Raw genomic sequence first — 17,407 nt, 5'->3', positions numbered from 1 at the left:
TCCAACACCTCATCACCACCTGGACCGGCACCTGCCTCACCTGCCGACAACCCACCAGACAGCCCTACGACAGCACGTAACAAAGCACTACTAGGACTTGTCCGGCCGATCATGGAAGACGGTCTATGAACGCCACCGCCTGTGGTCGGCCGATGGAACCTGGGAACGCCTGCTGCAGCAGGTCCAGGCGGAGGCCGATGCGGCCGGGGAGATCGACTGGGACATCTCGGTCGACTCCACCGTCGTGCGGGCGCATCAGCACGCCGCCGGTGCCCGCACCGAAGCGCCGCCGGCACCCGCGTCAAAGGGGGACCCGACGGCGGAACACCAGAACGAGACCGCGTGGCAGAGCCTCGTCGCCCGCCTGGTGGGCATCCGGCACACGATTCCGGAGAAGACCGACAGCCAGGCCGCCCGCCTGCGCAGTGGCCCACGCGGCGGACGGCCGCCTGGCTTCGACGAAGAGCGGTACAAGAAACGCAACACCGTCGAACGGGCGATCAACCGGCTCAAGCACTCACGAGCCGTGGCCACCCGCTACGACAAGCGCGGCTACGTCTTCCTCGGAACTGCGACTGCCGCAGCCCTCGCCATCTGGCTCCGTACATGATCGACCGGACAAGCCCTTAGCCTCCGCCGCTGCCGCCCCCGCAGCTGTATCCCCCGGCGCCGCTGATGCCGGTGAATCCGCCGCGGTCCGCTCGGCGAGTGACCCTGGGGCGGGTCTTGCGCCTGACGTGGAGTTCGATGACGACGGACGATCCCAGCGCCTCTTCCCAAGCCGCTCCGAGCCGGGGCACGTCGGTGCCCGGCGGGAGAACCGCCCGGCCGATGTCACTATCGTCCCGGATCACCCGCAAGCTCACGACAGTGGTGGCGGGATTGGGATCGTCGCCGCACGGTTCCTCGATCACCTGTTCCAGACGCAGCCGGATCGGCCCCTCCCCCACCTTCCACGGGCCGGCCCGAAGGCCCCGCACGACCCGCGTCATGAGGGGGCCGTCGTCGGAGGAAGGCGAGAACGTGATCCGGTGCACCCGGAAACAGGCCGAGGCAAGCCCGCCCGTGAAGCCCACCGCCACCGCTGCCGACTCCATCCACAACGCCACCACCCACATCGCTGCCCATCCCCTGCCGGAGAGCAGGACAGCGGCCGCCGTCGGCACAGCGAGAACGAGCCCGACGAGCCCCGCCAACAGGCCGGTCGTCGCGGCGCGGCCCACCGAACGCGGCAGCGTCAGCCAGGAACCGCCACCTTCCCGCAGCACCACATCGGTCGTCCCCGCAGCTCCCCGCTCCACCTCGCCGGGCATCCCCGGCCTCCGCGTCGCCATGCCCTCACAGTAGGGGCGCCACCGGTGACCGGCTAGAGACCGGGACGCCGCCGGTGAACACCTCCGGCCGTGCTCGGCCGGACAAGTCCTAGCCAGCGCCAGCCCCGCCTGGCCAACTCCAGCCCCGCCGGCCCAACCCAGCCCCGCCGGCGTTTGAGGCGCCGCCGGAGGCCCCACGGCCCGCAGGCCCGAACCCATGGGCAGCGCCAGACAAGTGAGGGCCGGGTCCAGCCCCAGCGCCTCCGGCGAGGCTGACATGGCCGGGCACGCCAAACAAGTGAGGGCCGGGTTCCACCCCAGCGCCTCCGGCGGCGCCTCAAACGCCGGCGAGGCTGGATTTGGCCTGGCGCAGTCCGGAGACAGTAGAGGCACAGCCGAGGGGCGTCTCAGGCGCAGCCCGGGAAAGGGAGTTGGGCGCAGCCCGGGAAAGGAGCCCGACGCAGCCCGGGAAAGGGGTCGGGCGCAGCCCGGGAAAGGGGTCGGGCGCAGCCCGGGAAAGGGGTCGGGCGCAGCCCCGGAAAGAGGCCGGGCGCAGCCCGGGAAGGGGAGTTGGGCGGGGGCCGCCGCACCCCCGGTTGGCCGGGGGGCGGGACGACGGCGGCCCCCGCTCGGGACACGGGCCGGGTCAGGGCCGTCCGCGTCCGTGACGCGCCGCGGTCCGGGAGCCGCTCCGGAGTCGCGATACGCCGCTCGTGGGGCCGGAAGAACCGTCCGGACCCGTTCCCGGATCCGTCAGGTTTCCTTCCGACGACCACCACTGTGCCCGGCCCGTGTTAAGCCGGTGCTGCCACGACGTGACGGCCCCGTACCGATTGCACGAAGCCCCCGCCCCAGGCCGCGCGGGCCGCTACTTCGTCCCGCGCGCCAGGAACGCCAGGAGGTCCTGACGGCTCACGACGCCGGTCGGCTTGCCCTCGACCAGGACGATCGCCGCGTCCGCCGTACCCAGGACCGCCATCAGCTCGGCCACCGACTCGCCGGAGCCGACCTGCGGCAGCGGGGCGCTCATGTGCTTCTCCAGCGGGTCCGTGAGCGAGGCACGCTGCGCGAACAGCGCCGACAGCAGCTCCTTCTCCACCACCGAACCGATGACCTCGGCGGCCATCACGTCCGGGTGCCCCGCGCCCGGCTTGACGATCGGCATCTGCGAGACGCCGTACTCGCGCAGCACCTCGATCGCCTCGCCGACGGTCTCCTCCGGGTGCATGTGGACGAGGGACGGGATGCCGCCCTCCTTGTCCGCGAGCACCTGGCCGATGCGGGCCGAGGGGCCCGCGTCCTCCAGGAAGCCGTGCCCGGCCATCCACTCGTCGTTGAAGATCTTGCTGATGTAGCCGCGGCCGCTGTCCGGCAGCAGGACGACGACCACGTCGTCCGGGCCCAGGCTCTCGGCGGCCTTCAGCGCGGCCACGACGGCCATCCCGCAGGAACCGCCGACCAGCAGGCCCTCTTCCTTGGCGAGGCGGCGGGTCATCTGGAAGGAGTCCTTGTCGGACACCGCGATGATCTCGTCCGTCACGTTGCGGTCGTAGGCGGACGGCCAGAAGTCCTCGCCGACACCCTCGACGAGGTACGGACGGCCCGAGCCGCCCGAGTACACGGAGCCCTCGGGGTCGGCGCCGATGACCTTGACGCTGCCACCGCTCACCTCCTTGAGGTAGCCGCCGGTGCCGGAGATCGTGCCGCCGGTGCCGACGCCCGCGACGAAGTGCGTGATCTTCCCGTCCGTCTGCTCCCACAGCTCGGGACCGGTGGTCTCGTAGTGCGAGCGCGGGTTGTTCGGGTTGCTGTACTGGTCCGGCTTCCAGGCGCCGGGCTCGCGCGCGAGGCGGTCGGACACGTTGTAGTACGAGTCCGGGTGCTCGGGGTCGACGGCGGTCGGGCAGACCACGACCTCGGCGCCGTACGCGCGCATCACATTGATCTTGTCCGTCGACACCTTGTCAGGGCAGACGAAGATGCACTTGTAGCCCTTCTGCTGGGCCACGATGGCGAGTCCTACACCGGTGTTGCCGCTCGTGGGCTCCACGATGGTGCCACCGGGCTTGAGCGCGCCGCTCTGCTCGGCCGCCTCGATCATGCGCAGGGCGATGCGGTCCTTCACGGATCCGCCCGGGTTGAAGTACTCGACCTTGGCCAGGACGGTGGCCTGGATGCCTTCGGTCACGCGGTTGAGCTTCACCAGCGGGGTGTTGCCGACGAGGCTGATCATCGAGTCGTGGAATTGCACCATGTTCTCCAAGGAGGGGACTCCACGGGTTCTCCGGGAGGTCTGGCCAGACTAAGCGGAAAGGGATTGGAGCAGCGGCACTACGGGGCAGGTAAGCCAGCAGAGGCAAGGAGGGTGACCTGAAGTGTCGAGGGCGAGAACGGCCCGCCGGATCGCGGCGGGCGCGGCGTACGGCGGCGGCGGGCTCGGTCTGCTCGGGGCCGCCGCGGTGGGACTGGTGGTCGCCGAGGTACAGCTGGCGAAGCGGACCGTGGGCGCCGGACTGCCCGATCCGCCGCGCGCGGACGGGCTGTACGGGAGCGAATTCGGCGGCCCGGAGCTGAGTCCCGGCCCGCTGAGCCTCGCCATGCTGGGCGATTCCACGGCGGCGGGGCTCGGTGTGCGGCGCGCCCGGCAGACCCCGGCCGCGCTGCTGGCCTCGGGGCTGGCGGCGGTGGCGGAGCGGCCGGTGCGGCTGCGGAACGTGGCGCTGTCGGGGGCCATGTCGGACGATCTCGACCGTCAGGTGTCGCTGCTGCTGGACCACGGCGAGAAGGCCCCCGACGTCGCCGTCGTGATGATCGGGGCCAATGACGTGACCCGCAGGATGCCGCCCACCCAGTCCGTGCGGCTGCTGACGGCCGCGGTGAAGCGGCTGCGGCTGGCGGGGACCGAGGTCGTGGTCGGCACCTGTCCCGACCTGGGCACGATCGAGCCGGTGTACCAGCCGCTGCGCTGGGTGGCCCGCCGGGTGTCCCGGCAGCTGGCCGCCGCGCAGACCATCGGGGTGGTGGCCCAGGGCGGCCGTACGGTCTCGATGGGGGACCTGCTGGGCCCCGAGTTCGCCGCGAACCCGCGCGAGATGTTCGGTCCGGACTCCTACCACCCGTCCGCCGAGGGGTACGCGACCGCCGCGATGGCCGTCCTGCCGACCCTGTGCGCGACGCTCTCCCTGTGGCCCGAGTCCGACCGGCTGGACGTCTCGCGCGACGAGGACATGCTCCCGGTGGCCAAGGCCGCCTCGGCCGCCGCGAACCAGGCGGGCACCGAGGTCACGGCCGCCCGCGCCCCCTGGGCCCTGCTCAAGCACCGGCGCAGGCGGCGGCTGCCGGGCGCCGAGGGGGACGCCGCCTCGCATCCGGACACCGCCGCGGCGCGCGCGGACGGCGACCGGGCCCTCCCGGACGCCCCGAACAGCCCGTCAGGGCGAGGCTGAAATAGTCCCTGATGCGGTGCTCGTCACACGGCAAGGGCGGTGACCTCGACGGTACGGGCCGGTAACTTCACATGCGGTCCCGGCACAACCGCAACCCACCCCTTGGAGTCCCGATGCCCGAAGCCGTCATCGTTTCCACCGCCCGCTCCCCCATCGGCCGGGCCTTCAAGGGCTCCCTCAAGGACCTGCGCCCGGACGACCTGACCGCCACGATCGTCCAGGCCGCCCTCGCGAAGATCCCGGAGCTCGACCCGCGCGACATCGACGACCTGATGCTGGGCTGCGGCCTGCCGGGTGGCGAGCAGGGCAGCAACCTGGGCCGGATCGTCGCCGTGCAGATGGGCATGGACCACCTGCCGGGCATGACGCTCACCCGTTACTGTTCCTCCTCGCTCCAGACCTCCCGGATGGCGCTGCACGCCATCAAGGCGGGCGAGGGCGACGTCTTCATCTCGGCGGGCGTCGAGATGGTCTCCCGTTCCGTCAACGGCTCCTCGGACATCCGCGAGACCCACAACCCGCTCTTCGCCGACGCGGAGGCCCGTACGGCCGCCGTGGCCGCCAGCGAGGGCTCGACCTGGCACGACCCGCGCGAGGACGGCCTGATCCCGGACGCCTACATCGCGATGGGGCAGACCGCCGAGAACCTGGCCCGCCTCAAGGGCGTGACCCGCCAGGACATGGACGAGTTCGGCGTCCGCTCGCAGAACCTCGCCGAGGCCGCCATCAAGAACGGCTTCTGGGAGCGCGAGATCACCCCCGTGACGACGCCGGACGGCACCGTGGTCTCCGCGGACGACGGCCCGCGCGCCGGGGTCACCCTGGAGGGCGTACAGGGCCTCAAGCCCGTCTTCCGCCCCGACGGCCTGGTCACGGCCGGCAACTGCTGCCCGCTCAACGACGGCGCGGCCGCGCTGGTCATCATGAGCGACACCAAGGCGCGGGAGCTGGGCCTGACCCCGCTGGCCCGCATCGTCTCCACCGGCGTCACCGGCCTCTCCCCCGAGATCATGGGCCTCGGCCCGGTCGAGGCGTCGAAGCAGGCCCTCCAGCGCGCCGGCCTGACCATCGGCGACATCGACCTCGTCGAGATCAACGAGGCCTTCGCGGCCCAGGTGATCCCGTCCTACCGCGACCTCGGCGTGGACCTGGACCGGCTGAACGTCAACGGCGGCGCCATCGCCGTCGGTCACCCGTTCGGGATGACGGGCGCCCGCCTCACCGGCACCCTCATCAACAGCCTCCAGTTCCACGACAAGCAGTTCGGCCTGGAGACGATGTGCGTGGGCGGCGGCCAGGGCATGGCGATGGTTATCGAACGACTGAGCTAGTTCGAGCTCCTCGGCTGATCATTTCCCCCGGGCGGCCCAACCGCCCCAAGGAAAACCCGCCGATCCTCACGCCGTACTGACACCGGATCTAATCCCGTCGCGGCCGACCTGTGACCGAATCTCCCCCAGGATGTGACCTATGTCCTGGGGGATCGGCATTTCCGCAGGTCAGAGGGGATCCGGTAGGAGGCCTCGGGACGAAAGACCTGTCCAATTCATGACGTAATGCACTGCAAGCCATTCCCAGGTCGGGACAAGCTGATGTAGGAAGTCGGGGGATCGAATACATCAGGAGTTAGTCAGTGAGCGCCATGTCTCTTGCCCTGCTGCTGACCACGGCCGCTGCCACGGCCGTGGGCGCCGCCGCCCTGCACGCAGTCCACGGCCTGCGCAAGCAGGTCACGGCCCTGCGCGGTGAGCTGCTGGTTTCGGCGCACCCCCGCGCCACGACCGTGCCGCACGCCCGCGGCGCCGTCGCGTCCCCCGCCGCCGAGATACGGGCCGCCGTGGCCGATGCCCTCGCCGAGGAGCGCGAGCGCGAGCTGGCCGAGGCGCGCGCCTTCTGGGCCGCGCAGGAGGCCCGCGACGCCGCCGACGCTCCGTCGCTGCTGGGCGGCCTGCCCGGGCTCGGCGAGCTCGCCGAGGAGAACCCGGTCTTCCTGCCCCGGCAGGCCGACCTGGTGGGCCTGGAGCCCCTCCTGGCGGACGAGGCCGACGACTACGCCTACCCGGCCTACCCCGAGGACTCCGCCGAGCTGGCCGCGGCCCGCCGCCGCCACCCCTCGCACCCGGACTTCGTGCCGGTCCAGGCCTCCGCGCCCGGCGCCGACCACGAGCGCACGGTCAGCCGGCTGGAAGAGCTGGCGGAGGCCCGTACGGCGCTGGCCGACGTCCGTCCCGGCCCGCTGGGCACCCTCGACGTGTACGTCTTCACCGACGGCACCACGCTGTGCATGACCCCGGGCCACCGGGAGACCGCGGAGCGCCTCGCCGAGGCCCTGCGCTCCGGCACCGCGCCCGTCCTGCTGGGCGGCTCCGGCATCTCCGGCGCCTACGCGCTGACCTTCTCCTGCGGTGACGCGGGGGACCCCGACGACAACGTCTACATCCTCGCGGACCGCGTCATCGCATCGCTCTGACTTCCGCCCGCTCCACCAGCCGCACGGCCTCGTCCAGCACCTCGGACGGGGCCTTCGTGCCGTCCGGGGACCTCTGCGGGGGCGCCGTGCGCAGCGCCTCGGCCAGGTCGAGGCCGGCCACCGCCAGCTGATCGCCGACGACGAAGATCCCGGCGTCCGGCATCTCGCGCGGCCCGGCCGCGCCGACCGGGCCCTCCAGGCGCTGCGCCCGTACGGACAGCTCGCGGGCGAGGGCCAGTCCCTCGGCGGCGGCTCCGCGCTGGAGACGGCTCTGCGGGGCGGAGCGGAGCCGGTCGGCGAAACGTTCCACGACGGCGGTCAGGGGCGCGGTATCAAGCACGCGGCCGACCTTACGCGCCGCCCGGGCACCATTGCCAACGGGCGAACGGTCAGGCACGGTGACGTGAAGAGACAGTACGGCGATACCTCCGGAGGCGCCCATGTCCGTAGAGTTCTCCGAGCCCACCCACCGGAACATGATCTCCAGAATTCCCCAGACCACCGGTCGTGATCTTTCCGACTGGCTCCGCACCGTCGACGAGGGCCCCTCCCTCCTCCGGTTCGAGGACAAGGTCAGCTGGCTGCTCGGCGCGCACGAGCTGTCGTACGGCCAGGCCAAAGCGATCATCCACGAGTACGACCTGCGCAGGGCCGCCAGAAAGTTCGGCTGAGCACCCTCCCCGCGTCACCCCCGTCCCCGATCCCTGCCCCCGATCCCGGTACACCCCCGACATGCGACAAGGCCCCGCGAGCGCTGCTCGCGGGGCCTTGTCGTACGCACTGTCCTGCGGGGCGGTACTAGTCGCCCTTGAGGATCGACAGCAGGCGCAGCATCTCCAGGTAGATCCACACCAGGGTCATGGTGAGGCCGAAGGCCGCCAGCCAGGACTCCTCGCGGGGAGCGCCGTACTGCACGCCGTCCTCGACCTGCTTGAAGTCGAGGGCGAGGAAGCAGGCGCCCAGGATGATGCCGATGACACCGAAGAGGATGCCGAGGCCGCCGGACCGGAAGCCGAGGCCGTCGCCGCCGCCGAAGACCGAGAACAGCAGGTTGACGACCATGAGGAGCATGAAGCCCATCGCGGCGGCCATCACGAACCCGTAGAACCGGCGGGTGACGCGGATCCAGCGCATCTTGTACGCGAACAGCACGCCCGCGAAGACGCACATGGTGCCGAGCACGGCCTGGACGACCACGCCCTGGCCGATGTAGGTGCTGGTGGCCGAGCTGATGACGCCGAGGAAGACGCCCTCGAACGCCGCGTAGGCCAGGATCAGCGCCGGGACCGGCTTGCGCTTGAAGGACTGGACCAGCGCGAGGACGAACGCGATGAGCGCCGCGCCGATCGCGATGCCGTACGACTTGTTGATGTTCGCGGGGTCGACCGGGAGGGCGAGCCAGGCGACGACCGCCGTCAGGACGACCGTGCCGAGCGTCATGGCCGTACGGCTCACGACGTCGTCCATGGTCATCGCGTTGCCGCGGACCGGTGCCTGGGGCATGCCGGTCTGGGCGTCGACCGCGTACGGGTTCGTCGCATACGGGTTGGTCGCGGTCCCGGCCTGCTGCGCGTCAAAGCCCGCGTAGCCGCCGTTGTCGCGGCTGAACCCCCGTCGCGAGAAGACCGGGTTGCTGCTCCTCATCTCACTCCTCCATGGCCACGGTGTGCGGCCTGTTGCGTCAAGGGTAATGCGCTCGCAAAAAAATCACCCTACTGCTGAAGGAGGATCTTAGAAGAAGGCATGACGAAGCGCAGGGATGTCACACGGGAGCGAGCGGAGAAGAGCGGGAGTGCCCGGAGCCGGACTCGAACCGGCACGGCCTAAGCCAGCGAGGTTTAAGCTCGCCGTGTCTGCATTCCACCATCCGGGCCAGGTCCAGCGGCTCCCGCGGGAAGCGCTTGAGCGCCGTGGCGAGCGTAACCCGGAACACCCATGCGCCTGCCTGGCCTTCTTTCCGATGTTGTCTGATTTTATTGGCGCTTGAGGGACCGTCAGGCCGAGAACCCGGGGTCGCCGCCCTGTGGACGACGATCACCCCCGCCGTGGGATTGACGGGATTTCGACGGCCCCCGCCACCCCCCGCGCCACCACGGACGCCACCCCGCACCACCCCGCCCCCGGCCCGCCCCTGAGACGCCCCGTACGCGCCCCGCGCCTGCCCCGGCCGTCTCCCGGTCCCGGGCGGGGCCGTGGCCCGCGAGCGGGCGCGCCGGTCCGTACGGGCGGTCGGCCGGGGAGCCTGTCATACCAGAGGAGGACTCCGGCGGTCCGGCGGTCAGACTCCAGTGGCCCCACGAACAAGCACGGCGGCTGATCCGGGGCGGGGGTGGGCGCGGCGAGGATGGAAACAGTCCCGCCAGTCCGTCAGATCGCCCCTCGGAGGAGCCCCCGTGACCACCATGAACTACGCCCCGCACACCACTCAGGCCGTGGCCGCCCGCGCCACGCAGCTCTCGAAGGTGTACGGCCAGGGCGAGACCCAGGTGGTCGCCCTCGACAACGTCTCCGTGGACTTCGCCCAGGGCCAGTTCACCGCGATCATGGGCCCCTCCGGCTCCGGCAAGTCCACGCTGATGCACTGCGTCGCGGGTCTGGACACCTTCTCCGGCGGCTCCGTGCGGATAGGCGAGACCGAGCTGGGGAGCCTGAAGGACAAGCAGCTCACCCAGCTGCGCCGGGACAAGATCGGCTTCATCTTCCAGGCGTTCAACCTGCTGCCGACGTTGACGGCGCTGGAGAACATCACGCTGCCCATGGACATCGCGGGCCGCAAGCCCGACAAGCAGTGGCTCGACTCGGTCATCTCCATGGTCGGTCTCGCCGACCGCCTCGGCCACCGCCCGACCCAGCTCTCCGGCGGCCAGCAGCAGCGCGTGGCCGTGGCCCGCGCCCTGGCCTCCCGCCCCGAGATCATCTTCGGTGACGAGCCGACCGGAAACCTGGACTCCCGCTCGGGCGCCGAGGTCCTCGGCTTCCTGCGCAACTCCGTCCGCGAGCTGGGCCAGACCGTCGTGATGGTCACGCACGACCCGGTCGCCGCCTCCTACGCGGACCGCGTGATCTTCCTCGCCGACGGCCGGATCGTGGACGAGATGATCAGCCCCTCCGCGGACGGCGTGCTGGACCGCATGAAGGCCTTCGACGCCAAGGGCCGTACGAGCTGATCCGGTCGCGGGCCCCCGCGCGGGCCCCACGAAGCCACCTCCCAGACTTCCAGCACCAGGACTGACATACCCATGTTCCGTACCGCCCTGCGCAACGTCCTCGCGCACAAGGCCAGGCTGTTGATGACGGTGCTCGCCGTCACCCTCGGCGTCGCGTTCGTCTCCGGCACCCTCGTCTTCACCGACACCCTCAAGAAGTCCCTGAGCGGCCAGGCCGCGAAGAGCTACGACGGCATCGCCGTCTCCGTCAGCTCGTACGGCCAGACCCGGGGCGACAACGGCCAGAAGGAGGGCGACCCCGGCATCAGCCAGCAGACCCTCGACAAGGTCGCCGGGACCGCGGGCGTCGCGTCGGTCTCGGGCCGGATCTCCGGCTTCGCCGGAGTCGGTGACGAGAACGGCAAGCTGCTCGGCCAGGGCTGGTCGAACAAGGGCTCCAACTTCGCCCCCGGCAAGGACGGCAAGGACCCGCGCTCCACCTTCACCGAGGGCGCCGGCCCGGTCGGGGCCGACCAGATCGCCCTCGACAAGGAGACCGCGGCCGCCGGCAAGTACAAGGTCGGCGACAAGGTCCGGGTGGCCACCAACGGCCCGGTGAAGGAGTACACCCTCAGCGGTGTCTTCACCACCGAGGACGGCGAGGTCAAGGCCGGCGGCAGCCTCGTGCTGTTCACCACCCCCGCGGCGCAGCAGATGTACCTCAAGCCCGGCTTCTACCAGGAGCTGGCCGTCGCCGCGAAGGCGGGCACCTCCGCCGACAAGCTGCTCACGGACATCAAGCCGCTCCTCGGCAAGAACGCCACGGCCCAGACCGGCGCCGTGCTGGCCGATCAGCAGGCCAAGGACATCGAGACGAACATGGGCGGCATGAGCAACATGCTGCTCACCTTCGCGGGCATCTCGCTCTTCGTCGGCGTCTTCCTGATCTACAACACCTTCACCATGCTGGTCAGCCAGCGCACCCGGGAGCTCGCCCTGCTGCGCGCCGTCGGCGCCGCCCGCGGCCAGGTCATGCGCTCGGTGCTCGCCGAGGCCCTCGTCATCGGCGTGATCTCCGCCGTCATCGGCCTGGTCACGGGCATCGGCCTGGCGATCGGGATGCGCTCCGCCATGAACGCCTTCGCCGCGAAGCTGCCCGGCGGCGACCTCGTGATCGCCCCGTCCACCATCCTGGCGGCCCTGGTCATCGGCGTCGTCGTCACCGTCGTCGCCGCCGTGTTCCCCGCCTGGCGCACCGGCCGGATCGCCCCGGTCGCGGCCATGGGCAGCGCCCACCTCCCGGCCTCCTCGAAGTCCCTGCTGCTGCGCAACATCTTCGGCGGCATCCTCTCCACCATCGGTTTCGGCCTCGTCTTCCTCGGTGTCTCCCAGGGCGGCGGCGACGGCCGGTGGAGCATCGGCGGGGGCGCGTTCTTCCTGCTCCTCGGTCTGATCGTGCTGCTCCCGCTGCTGTCGCGCCCGGTCATCGGCGCCCTGCGGCCGCCGCTGCAGAAGGTCTTCGGGGTCCCCGGCAAGCTGGCCGCGCAGAACGCCGTGCGCAATCCGCGCCGCACCGCCGTCACCGCCGCCTCCCTGGCCATCGGCCTGACCCTGGTCACCTCGCTGTCGGTGCTCGGCATCACCATGGGCAAGGCCATCGACCGGCTGAGCACGGACAAGATCAAGGCCGACTACCGGGTCTCCATGTCCGAGGGCGTCCGCGCCGGCGGCCTCGACAAGTCCGTGGCCGAGGCCCTCGCCAAGGCCCCCGGCATCACGGACGTCACCCCGGTCGCGGAGGGCTCCTTCCGGGTCGGGGACAGCTTCCGGGGCGCCTCCGGCGTCAACGCGGCGACCCTGGCGAACGTGCTCAGCATCGAGACCGTCAGCGGTTCGCTGAACAGCCTGGGCAAGGGTGAGATCGCGGTCGCCGAGAAGGAGGCCAAGGAACGCGGCCTCTCGGTCGGCTCCACCCTCGACGCCCGCTTCGACGACGGCCAGAAGGCCGCGCTCAAGGTCGGCGCCGTCTACAAGGACGCCGAGGGCCTGATCTCCTCGTACCTGATCGACAACAAGGTGCTGGGCGCCCACTCCGAGGAGGAGTACGTCCGCTACGTCTACGTCAACACCGACGGCGGCGCCTCCGCGGCCGCGGAGAAGAAGGTCGTCGACGCGCTCGGCAAGAACCCGGCGATGACCGTCGCCACCCAGCAGGACATGCGCGACGAGCTGGGCGGCGTGATCAACATCGCCCTGAACATCATGTACGGCCTGCTCGGCATGGCGCTGATCATCTCGGTGCTCGGTGTCGTCAACACCCTCGCGATGTCCGTCTTCGAGCGGACCCAGGAGATCGGCATGCTGCGGGCGATCGGCCTGGACCGCGGCCGGGTCAAGAACATGATCCGCCTGGAGGCGGTCGTGATCTCGCTCTTCGGCGCGATCCTCGGCGTCGGCATCGGCGTCTTCCTCGCCTGGGCGGTCGGCTCCACGCTCACCGAGACGATCCCCGGCTACGCGCTGGTCCTGCCCTGGGACCGGATCGGCATCTTCCTCCTGCTCGCCGCCGTGGTCGGCGTCCTGGCCGCCATGTGGCCGGCGCGCAGCGCGGCCCGGCTGAACATGCTGACCGCCATCAAGACCGAGTAGCCCGGCTCCGGCCGGGACTGCCGAAGGGCCCCACGACCACGCCCGGTCGCGGGGCCCTTCGGCGTACGTGCCCAGGTGCGTGCGTGCCCAGGTGCGTGCGTGCCCGGGTGCGTACGTGCCTACCCCAGCCACTCCCGCGTGCGCGGTGCCAGCCCGGCGCTCCCGTCCCGGGCGGCGCGCACCGCCAGCACCTGGTTGACCCCGAGCCGGTTCTGCTCGAAGCCCAGCGCGGAGGCGGCCATGTACAGCAGCCAGACCCGCGCCCGGCCGGGCGAGGTGAGCCGGACCGCCTCCTCCCAGTGGTCCTCCAGCCGGGTGACCCAGGCCCGCAGGGTCAGCGCGTAGTGCTCGCGCAGCGCCTCGACGTCGCGCACCTCGAAGCCCGCCCGCTCCAGCTCCCCCACCGTGGTGCCCAGCGGGGACAGCTCCCCGTCGGGGAAGACGTAGGCGTCGATGAACGGGTCGATCCGGTACGCCGCCTCCCCGGCCGGGCCGGGTTCGGGCCGGCGCGCGATCTGGTGGTTCAGCAGCCGGCCGCCGGGGCGCAGCAGGGCGTACAGGTCGCGGGCGTACTCGCGGTAGCGGGCGGAGCCGACGTGTTCGGCCATCCCGATGGAGGAGATCGCGTCGTACGGCCCGTCCGTGACGTCCCGGTAGTCCTGGACCCGGATCTCGATCCGGTCGGTCAGGCCCTCCTCGGCGATCCGCTTGCGGGCGAAGGCGGCCTGCTCCCGCGAGAGGGTGATGCCGGTGGCGCGGACGCCGTACTCGCGGGCCGCGTGCAGGACCATCGAGCCCCAGCCGCAGCCCACGTCGAGCAGCCGGTCGCCGGGGCGCAGCCCGAGCTTGCGGCAGACCAGGTCCAGCTTGTCGCGCTGGGCGCCCTCCAGATCGCCGCCGGGGGTCCAGTAGGCGCAGGAGTAGACCATGGAGGGGCCGAGGACGAGGGCGTAGAAGTCGTTGCCGACGTCGTAGTGGTGGCTGATCGCCCGCCGGTCGCGGGTCCGCGTGTGCCGGGGGCCGCCGCGCCGGGCGACCTCCTCGCCGGGCGGCGCGGGCGGCGGCAGCGGCCCGGCGAGCGTCGCCAGCTCCCGCAGCGCGGCCCGTCTGTCGGGATCGCGTACGAGTTCCAGCGCCCCGGCGGCCGCGGCCAGCGTCCGGGAGGCGCGGCCGCCGGGCGGGGCGGCGCTCTCGGCCCCGGGGTCGGCGGGGCGCTGCCAGAGCAGCCCCGACACCCGGTCGAGGAGGTCGTACAGATCGCCCTCGACGGTCAGGTCGCCGGCCACCCAGGCCCGGGCCAGGCCCACTTCGCCGGGTTTCCACAGCATGCGGCGCAGGGCGCGCCGGTGGTGGATCACGAGGACGGGGCCGGCGGGCGGGCCCGCCTCGCTGCCGTCCCAGGCGCGGATCCGGGCGGGCAGGGGGGCACCCAGCAGGGTCTCGGCAAGAGCGGCCAGCCGCGGCGCGGCGTCGGTCATGGCGCACACCTCCAGTAAGGCTCCGACCCTTGCCTCTACCCACCGCGCACACGGGGTAAGCGGGGCGCGACACGCCGGTACGGGCCGGGGACGTGCCGGTACGGGCCTGTACGGGCCGCGCCGCGCCGGGCCGCACCGCACCGGGCCGAGCCGGGACGCACCGAAGGGGCCGCCCGCACCACGGATGGCGGGAGGCCCCTTCGGGGTCGTACTGGGATCGTTCCGGTCAGGCCCGGGTCAGGAGGCCTTGGCCTTCTCGGCGGGAGCGGTGACCGCGGCCGGAGCCGGGGCCGGCTTGGCGGCCTCGTAGAACTCCTCGCGCGGGGTCTCCAGCGCTCCGAGGGAGACGACCTCGCGCTTGAGGAACATCGCGAGGGTCCAGTCGGCGAAGACGCGGATCTTGCGGTTCCAGGTCGGCATGGCCATGCCGTGGTAGCCACGGTGCATGTACCAGGCGAGCCGGCCCTTGAGCTTGATCTTCATGCCGCCCATGACGATCATCGCGACGCCCTTGTGGAGGCCGAGGCCCGCCACCGCACCCTTGTTGGCGTGCGCGTACTCGCCCTGCGGGAAGCCCCGCATGCCCGAGATGACGTTGTCCGCGAGGACCTTGGACTGGCGCAGCGCGTGCTGGGCGTTCGGCGGGCACCAGGCGTTCTCGACGCCGGCCTTGCGGGCCGCCATGTCCGGGACCTGGGCGTTGTCGCCCGCGGCCCAGATGTAGTCGGTGCCGGTGACCTGGAGGTTGGCGCCGGCGTCCACGTGGCCGCGGGGGCCGAGCGGCAGGCCGTAGCGGGCCAGCACCGGGTTGGGCTTGACGCCCGCGGTCCACACCAGGGTGTTGGAGTCGACCTCGAGGCCGTTCTTCAGCACCACGTGGCCGTCCACGCAGGAGTCCATGGAGGTGTTGAGGTAGATCTCGATGCCGCGCGACTCGAGGTGCTCCTTGCCCCAGGTGCCGAGCTTGGGCCCGACCTCGGGAAGGATCTTGTCGGCCGCGTCCACCAGGATGAAGCGCATGTCCTCGCGCTTGATCGTGGTGTAGTACTTCGCGGCGTCGCGGGCCATGTCCTCGACCTCGCCTATGGTCTCCGCGCCGGCGAAGCCGCCGCCGACGAAGACGAAGGTGAGGGCCTTGCGGCGGACGTCCTCGTCCGTCGTGGACTCGGCCTTGTCGAGCTGTTCGAGGACGTGATTGCGCAGACCGATGCCCTCTTCGACGCCCTTCATACCGATGCCCTGTTCGGCGAGGCCGGGGATCGGGAAGGTGCGGGAAACGGCGCCGAGCGCGATCACCAGGTAGTCGAAGGGCAGCTCGTACGCCTCGCCGACGAGCGGCGTGACGACGGCGACCTTGCGGTCCTGGTCGATGCTGGTGACCCGGCCGGTGAGAACCTCTGCCTTGGGCAGCACGCGTCGCAGCGGGACGACGACGTGCCGAGGCGAGATGCTGCCTGCGGCCACTTCGGGGAGGAAGGGCTGGTAGGTCATGTACGAGCGCGGGTCGACGACCGTGACGGTCGCCTCGCCGTAGCGCATCTTCTTCAGAATGCGCTTGGCTGCATACAGACCTACGTACCCACCGCCTACAACGAGGATCCTGGGACGCTCCGTGGTGCTCATGTGAACGAGTATCCAGCACCCGAAGGGGGGGCGCTCGTGAGCCCCTTCACAAGGAGCTGGTACCCCTCTGTTACACTGCGCGGCCCACGTGACGGAGGTCATGCCGCGGGCAGGGAACCACCCTCCGTCGGGAGACGTTGTGCACCCGCTCTGAACTGGCCCTCTGGCCTATCGACGGGGTAGACCAGGCCTCTCGTGGATACCTACGGACGGACCCCGCGACTGTCCGCGATTCAGACGAACACCCCTGCGAAACACCCCTGACAGCCTCGAAAACCCGTCCAAAGGCCCTTCGCTTGGCCCATCGGCCTTCTTTTCCTTGTGAAGAACTTCACGAACCTGGTTTCCGCAGGGGGTCTTTCGGCCCCCGGAGGGGCCCTTCAGGCCGCCTACCGGCACGGCTGTACGCGGACCTGTTCACCGAGCGCGGCGCATTCGGCGACCGCCGGGACGTCCACCGCGCGCCTTGAGCGGACCGGGCCGCCCGAGAATCCGGGCTCGGGCGACCCGGCGCCGTCACTTCGCGGCCGAGGCCGCGCTCCAGGCGATGCCGTCGAGCATTTCCCGTGAACCCGCACCGGCCCCTGCAACCGGCATGTGTACACATTGGCGCGTACACTGCTGTTCATGAGCGATGAGAACGCCGTCACCGTGCGCGAAGCCCGCGCCCACTTCGCGGACCACATCAACCGTGCCGAACAGGGCGCACCGACCATAATCACGCGAAACGGCGCGCCGGTGGCGGCTCTCGTCCCCATCGCGGACTTCAACGCGCTCGAAGAAGCGGCGGACGAACTGCTCGCACGCGAGGCAGAGGCGGTGCTCGCCGAAGGCGGACCGACCGTGACGATGGCCGAGCTGCTGGCCGACCTGTTCAGCGAACGGGGTGACGGCGCGGCGTGAAGTACGCCTTCCGGTTCACCACCGCTGCGCAACGGCAGCTCCGGGCGATCGACAGGACGGCCGCGATGCGGATCCTCACCGCCCTGACCGCACTGGGAGACGATCCGTACCGTGAGGACGCCGACATCAAGAGGCTCACCGGGCCCTCCGGCCTGTACCGGCTCCGGGTCGGCAGCTATCGGATCGCCTATCAAGTTCTTGACGGCGAGCTGGTCATCCTCGTCGTCAAGGTCGGCGACCGCCGCGACGTCTACCGCAACATCTGATTCCGAAGGCGGTGGCGGCCACGATGTCCTGGACCTCGGACGACAGCGCCGTGCGTCTGCCCGCGACACCCCTCCAGCCCATCGCGAGCGCCGATGTGGTCGCCGCCCTCGCG

Annotated in this window: 14 protein-coding genes, 1 tRNA gene and 2 pseudogenes; 10 read left to right on the top strand and 7 right to left on the bottom strand. The window is 71.1% G+C overall.

What is annotated here, in order from left to right; all coding sequences use genetic code 11:
* Window positions 1-115: 115 nt before the first annotated feature.
* Window positions 116-610, top strand: a pseudogene (locus ABT084_RS36030) (transposase family protein); the annotation flags it as partial.
* Between the two features lie 16 nt (window positions 611-626).
* Here the strand turns inward: ABT084_RS36030 and ABT084_RS36025 are convergent.
* Complete coding sequence (locus ABT084_RS36025; protein WP_351053495.1) at window positions 627-1,313, bottom strand: hypothetical protein; 687 nt, start codon at window positions 1,311-1,313, stop codon at window positions 627-629.
* Between the two features lie 868 nt (window positions 1,314-2,181).
* Entirely contained in the window at window positions 2,182-3,564 is a 1,383-nt protein-coding gene (locus ABT084_RS36020) for a cystathionine beta-synthase (protein ID WP_351053502.1), read from the bottom strand.
* Between the two features lie 124 nt (window positions 3,565-3,688).
* On the opposite strand from ABT084_RS36020, the gene ABT084_RS36015 reads away from it, so the two are divergent.
* From ABT084_RS36015 to ABT084_RS36005, 3 genes are all read left to right on the top strand, one after another.
* Entirely contained in the window at window positions 3,689-4,759 is a 1,071-nt protein-coding gene (locus ABT084_RS36015; protein ID WP_351053492.1) for an SGNH/GDSL hydrolase family protein, read from the top strand.
* Between the two features lie 113 nt (window positions 4,760-4,872).
* Window positions 4,873-6,090, top strand: coding sequence for an acetyl-CoA C-acetyltransferase (locus tag ABT084_RS36010; RefSeq protein WP_351053491.1), 1,218 nt, complete (start codon window positions 4,873-4,875; stop codon window positions 6,088-6,090).
* Between the two features lie 311 nt (window positions 6,091-6,401).
* Window positions 6,402-7,229 carry a hypothetical protein gene (locus ABT084_RS36005; protein WP_351053501.1) on the top strand — a complete coding sequence of 276 codons (828 nt, stop codon included), beginning with the start codon at window positions 6,402-6,404 and terminating at the stop codon, window positions 7,227-7,229.
* Here ABT084_RS36005 and ABT084_RS36000 read toward each other — a convergent pair.
* Window positions 7,213-7,569 carry a hypothetical protein gene (locus tag ABT084_RS36000; protein ID WP_351053488.1) on the bottom strand — a complete coding sequence of 119 codons (357 nt, stop codon included), beginning with the start codon at window positions 7,567-7,569 and terminating at the stop codon, window positions 7,213-7,215. The genes ABT084_RS36005 and ABT084_RS36000 overlap by 17 nt on opposite strands.
* Before the next feature lie 100 nt (window positions 7,570-7,669).
* On the opposite strand from ABT084_RS36000, the gene ABT084_RS35995 reads away from it, so the two are divergent.
* Window positions 7,670-7,900 (top strand): DUF4287 domain-containing protein, encoded by a 231-nt coding sequence (locus ABT084_RS35995; protein ID WP_351053485.1) that lies wholly within the window; start codon window positions 7,670-7,672, stop codon window positions 7,898-7,900.
* A gap of 127 nt (window positions 7,901-8,027) precedes the next feature.
* Here the strand turns inward: ABT084_RS35995 and ABT084_RS35990 are convergent, their stop codons facing one another.
* The gene (locus ABT084_RS35990) at window positions 8,028-8,873 is read right to left on the bottom strand and encodes a Bax inhibitor-1/YccA family protein (RefSeq protein ID WP_351053483.1); all 846 of its coding nucleotides are present in this window, start codon (window positions 8,871-8,873) and stop codon (window positions 8,028-8,030) included.
* 149 nt (window positions 8,874-9,022) lie between these two features.
* A tRNA-Leu gene (locus tag ABT084_RS35985) sits at window positions 9,023-9,102 on the bottom strand.
* A 529-nt stretch (window positions 9,103-9,631) separates the two neighbouring features.
* Here ABT084_RS35985 and ABT084_RS35980 point away from each other — a divergent pair.
* Together ABT084_RS35980 and ABT084_RS35975 are read left to right on the top strand one after the other, a co-directional pair.
* The gene (locus tag ABT084_RS35980; protein ID WP_351053498.1) at window positions 9,632-10,396 is read left to right on the top strand and encodes an ABC transporter ATP-binding protein; all 765 of its coding nucleotides are present in this window, start codon (window positions 9,632-9,634) and stop codon (window positions 10,394-10,396) included.
* Between the two features lie 72 nt (window positions 10,397-10,468).
* Window positions 10,469-13,024: an ABC transporter permease gene (locus ABT084_RS35975; RefSeq protein WP_351053480.1), complete on the top strand. Its 2,556-nt coding sequence runs from the start codon at window positions 10,469-10,471 to the stop codon at window positions 13,022-13,024.
* Window positions 13,025-13,143: 119 nt separating this feature from the next.
* Here the strand turns inward: ABT084_RS35975 and ABT084_RS35970 are convergent, their stop codons facing one another.
* Entirely contained in the window at window positions 13,144-14,502 is a 1,359-nt protein-coding gene (locus ABT084_RS35970; RefSeq protein ID WP_351053477.1) for a class I SAM-dependent methyltransferase, read from the bottom strand.
* 237 nt (window positions 14,503-14,739) lie between these two features.
* Window positions 14,740-16,125: an NAD(P)/FAD-dependent oxidoreductase gene (locus ABT084_RS35965; RefSeq protein WP_351053474.1), complete on the bottom strand. Its 1,386-nt coding sequence runs from the start codon at window positions 16,123-16,125 to the stop codon at window positions 14,740-14,742.
* A 627-nt stretch (window positions 16,126-16,752) separates the two neighbouring features.
* Here ABT084_RS35965 and ABT084_RS35960 point away from each other — a divergent pair.
* From ABT084_RS35960 to ABT084_RS35950, 3 genes and pseudogenes are all read left to right on the top strand, one after another.
* The gene (locus tag ABT084_RS35960) at window positions 16,753-17,028 is read left to right on the top strand and encodes a type II toxin-antitoxin system Phd/YefM family antitoxin (protein ID WP_351053471.1); all 276 of its coding nucleotides are present in this window, start codon (window positions 16,753-16,755) and stop codon (window positions 17,026-17,028) included.
* Window positions 17,025-17,294: a type II toxin-antitoxin system RelE family toxin gene (locus ABT084_RS35955; RefSeq protein WP_351053469.1), complete on the top strand. Its 270-nt coding sequence runs from the start codon at window positions 17,025-17,027 to the stop codon at window positions 17,292-17,294. The genes ABT084_RS35960 and ABT084_RS35955 overlap by 4 nt, the downstream gene beginning before the upstream one ends.
* 17 nt (window positions 17,295-17,311) lie before the next feature.
* A pseudogene (locus ABT084_RS35950) lies at window positions 17,312-17,407 on the top strand (LysR family transcriptional regulator); the annotation flags it as partial.

Source organism: Streptomyces sp. NPDC002138 (assembly GCF_040296485.1).
Classification (GTDB): domain Bacteria; phylum Actinomycetota; class Actinomycetes; order Streptomycetales; family Streptomycetaceae; genus Streptomyces.
Note: the sequence above shows the minus strand (reverse complement) of the source record. Positions and strands in the feature narration are given on the sequence as shown.

Coding starts and splice junctions, on each gene's coding strand:
- ABT084_RS35995 (WP_351053485.1), top strand. CDS start 7,670: ATGTCCGTAGAGTTCTCCGAGCCCACCCACCGGAACATGATCTCCAGA.
- ABT084_RS36005 (WP_351053501.1), top strand. CDS start 6,402: ATGTCTCTTGCCCTGCTGCTGACCACGGCCGCTGCCACGGCCGTGGGC.
- ABT084_RS36025 (WP_351053495.1), bottom strand. CDS start 1,313: ATGCCCGGCGAGGTGGAGCGGGGAGCTGCGGGGACGACCGATGTGGTG.
- ABT084_RS35980 (WP_351053498.1), top strand. CDS start 9,632: ATGAACTACGCCCCGCACACCACTCAGGCCGTGGCCGCCCGCGCCACG.
- ABT084_RS35975 (WP_351053480.1), top strand. CDS start 10,469: ATGTTCCGTACCGCCCTGCGCAACGTCCTCGCGCACAAGGCCAGGCTG.
- ABT084_RS36010 (WP_351053491.1), top strand. CDS start 4,873: ATGCCCGAAGCCGTCATCGTTTCCACCGCCCGCTCCCCCATCGGCCGG.
- ABT084_RS35970 (WP_351053477.1), bottom strand. CDS start 14,502: ATGACCGACGCCGCGCCGCGGCTGGCCGCTCTTGCCGAGACCCTGCTG.
- ABT084_RS35960 (WP_351053471.1), top strand. CDS start 16,753: ATGAGCGATGAGAACGCCGTCACCGTGCGCGAAGCCCGCGCCCACTTC.
- ABT084_RS35965 (WP_351053474.1), bottom strand. CDS start 16,125: ATGAGCACCACGGAGCGTCCCAGGATCCTCGTTGTAGGCGGTGGGTAC.
- ABT084_RS35990 (WP_351053483.1), bottom strand. CDS start 8,873: ATGAGGAGCAGCAACCCGGTCTTCTCGCGACGGGGGTTCAGCCGCGAC.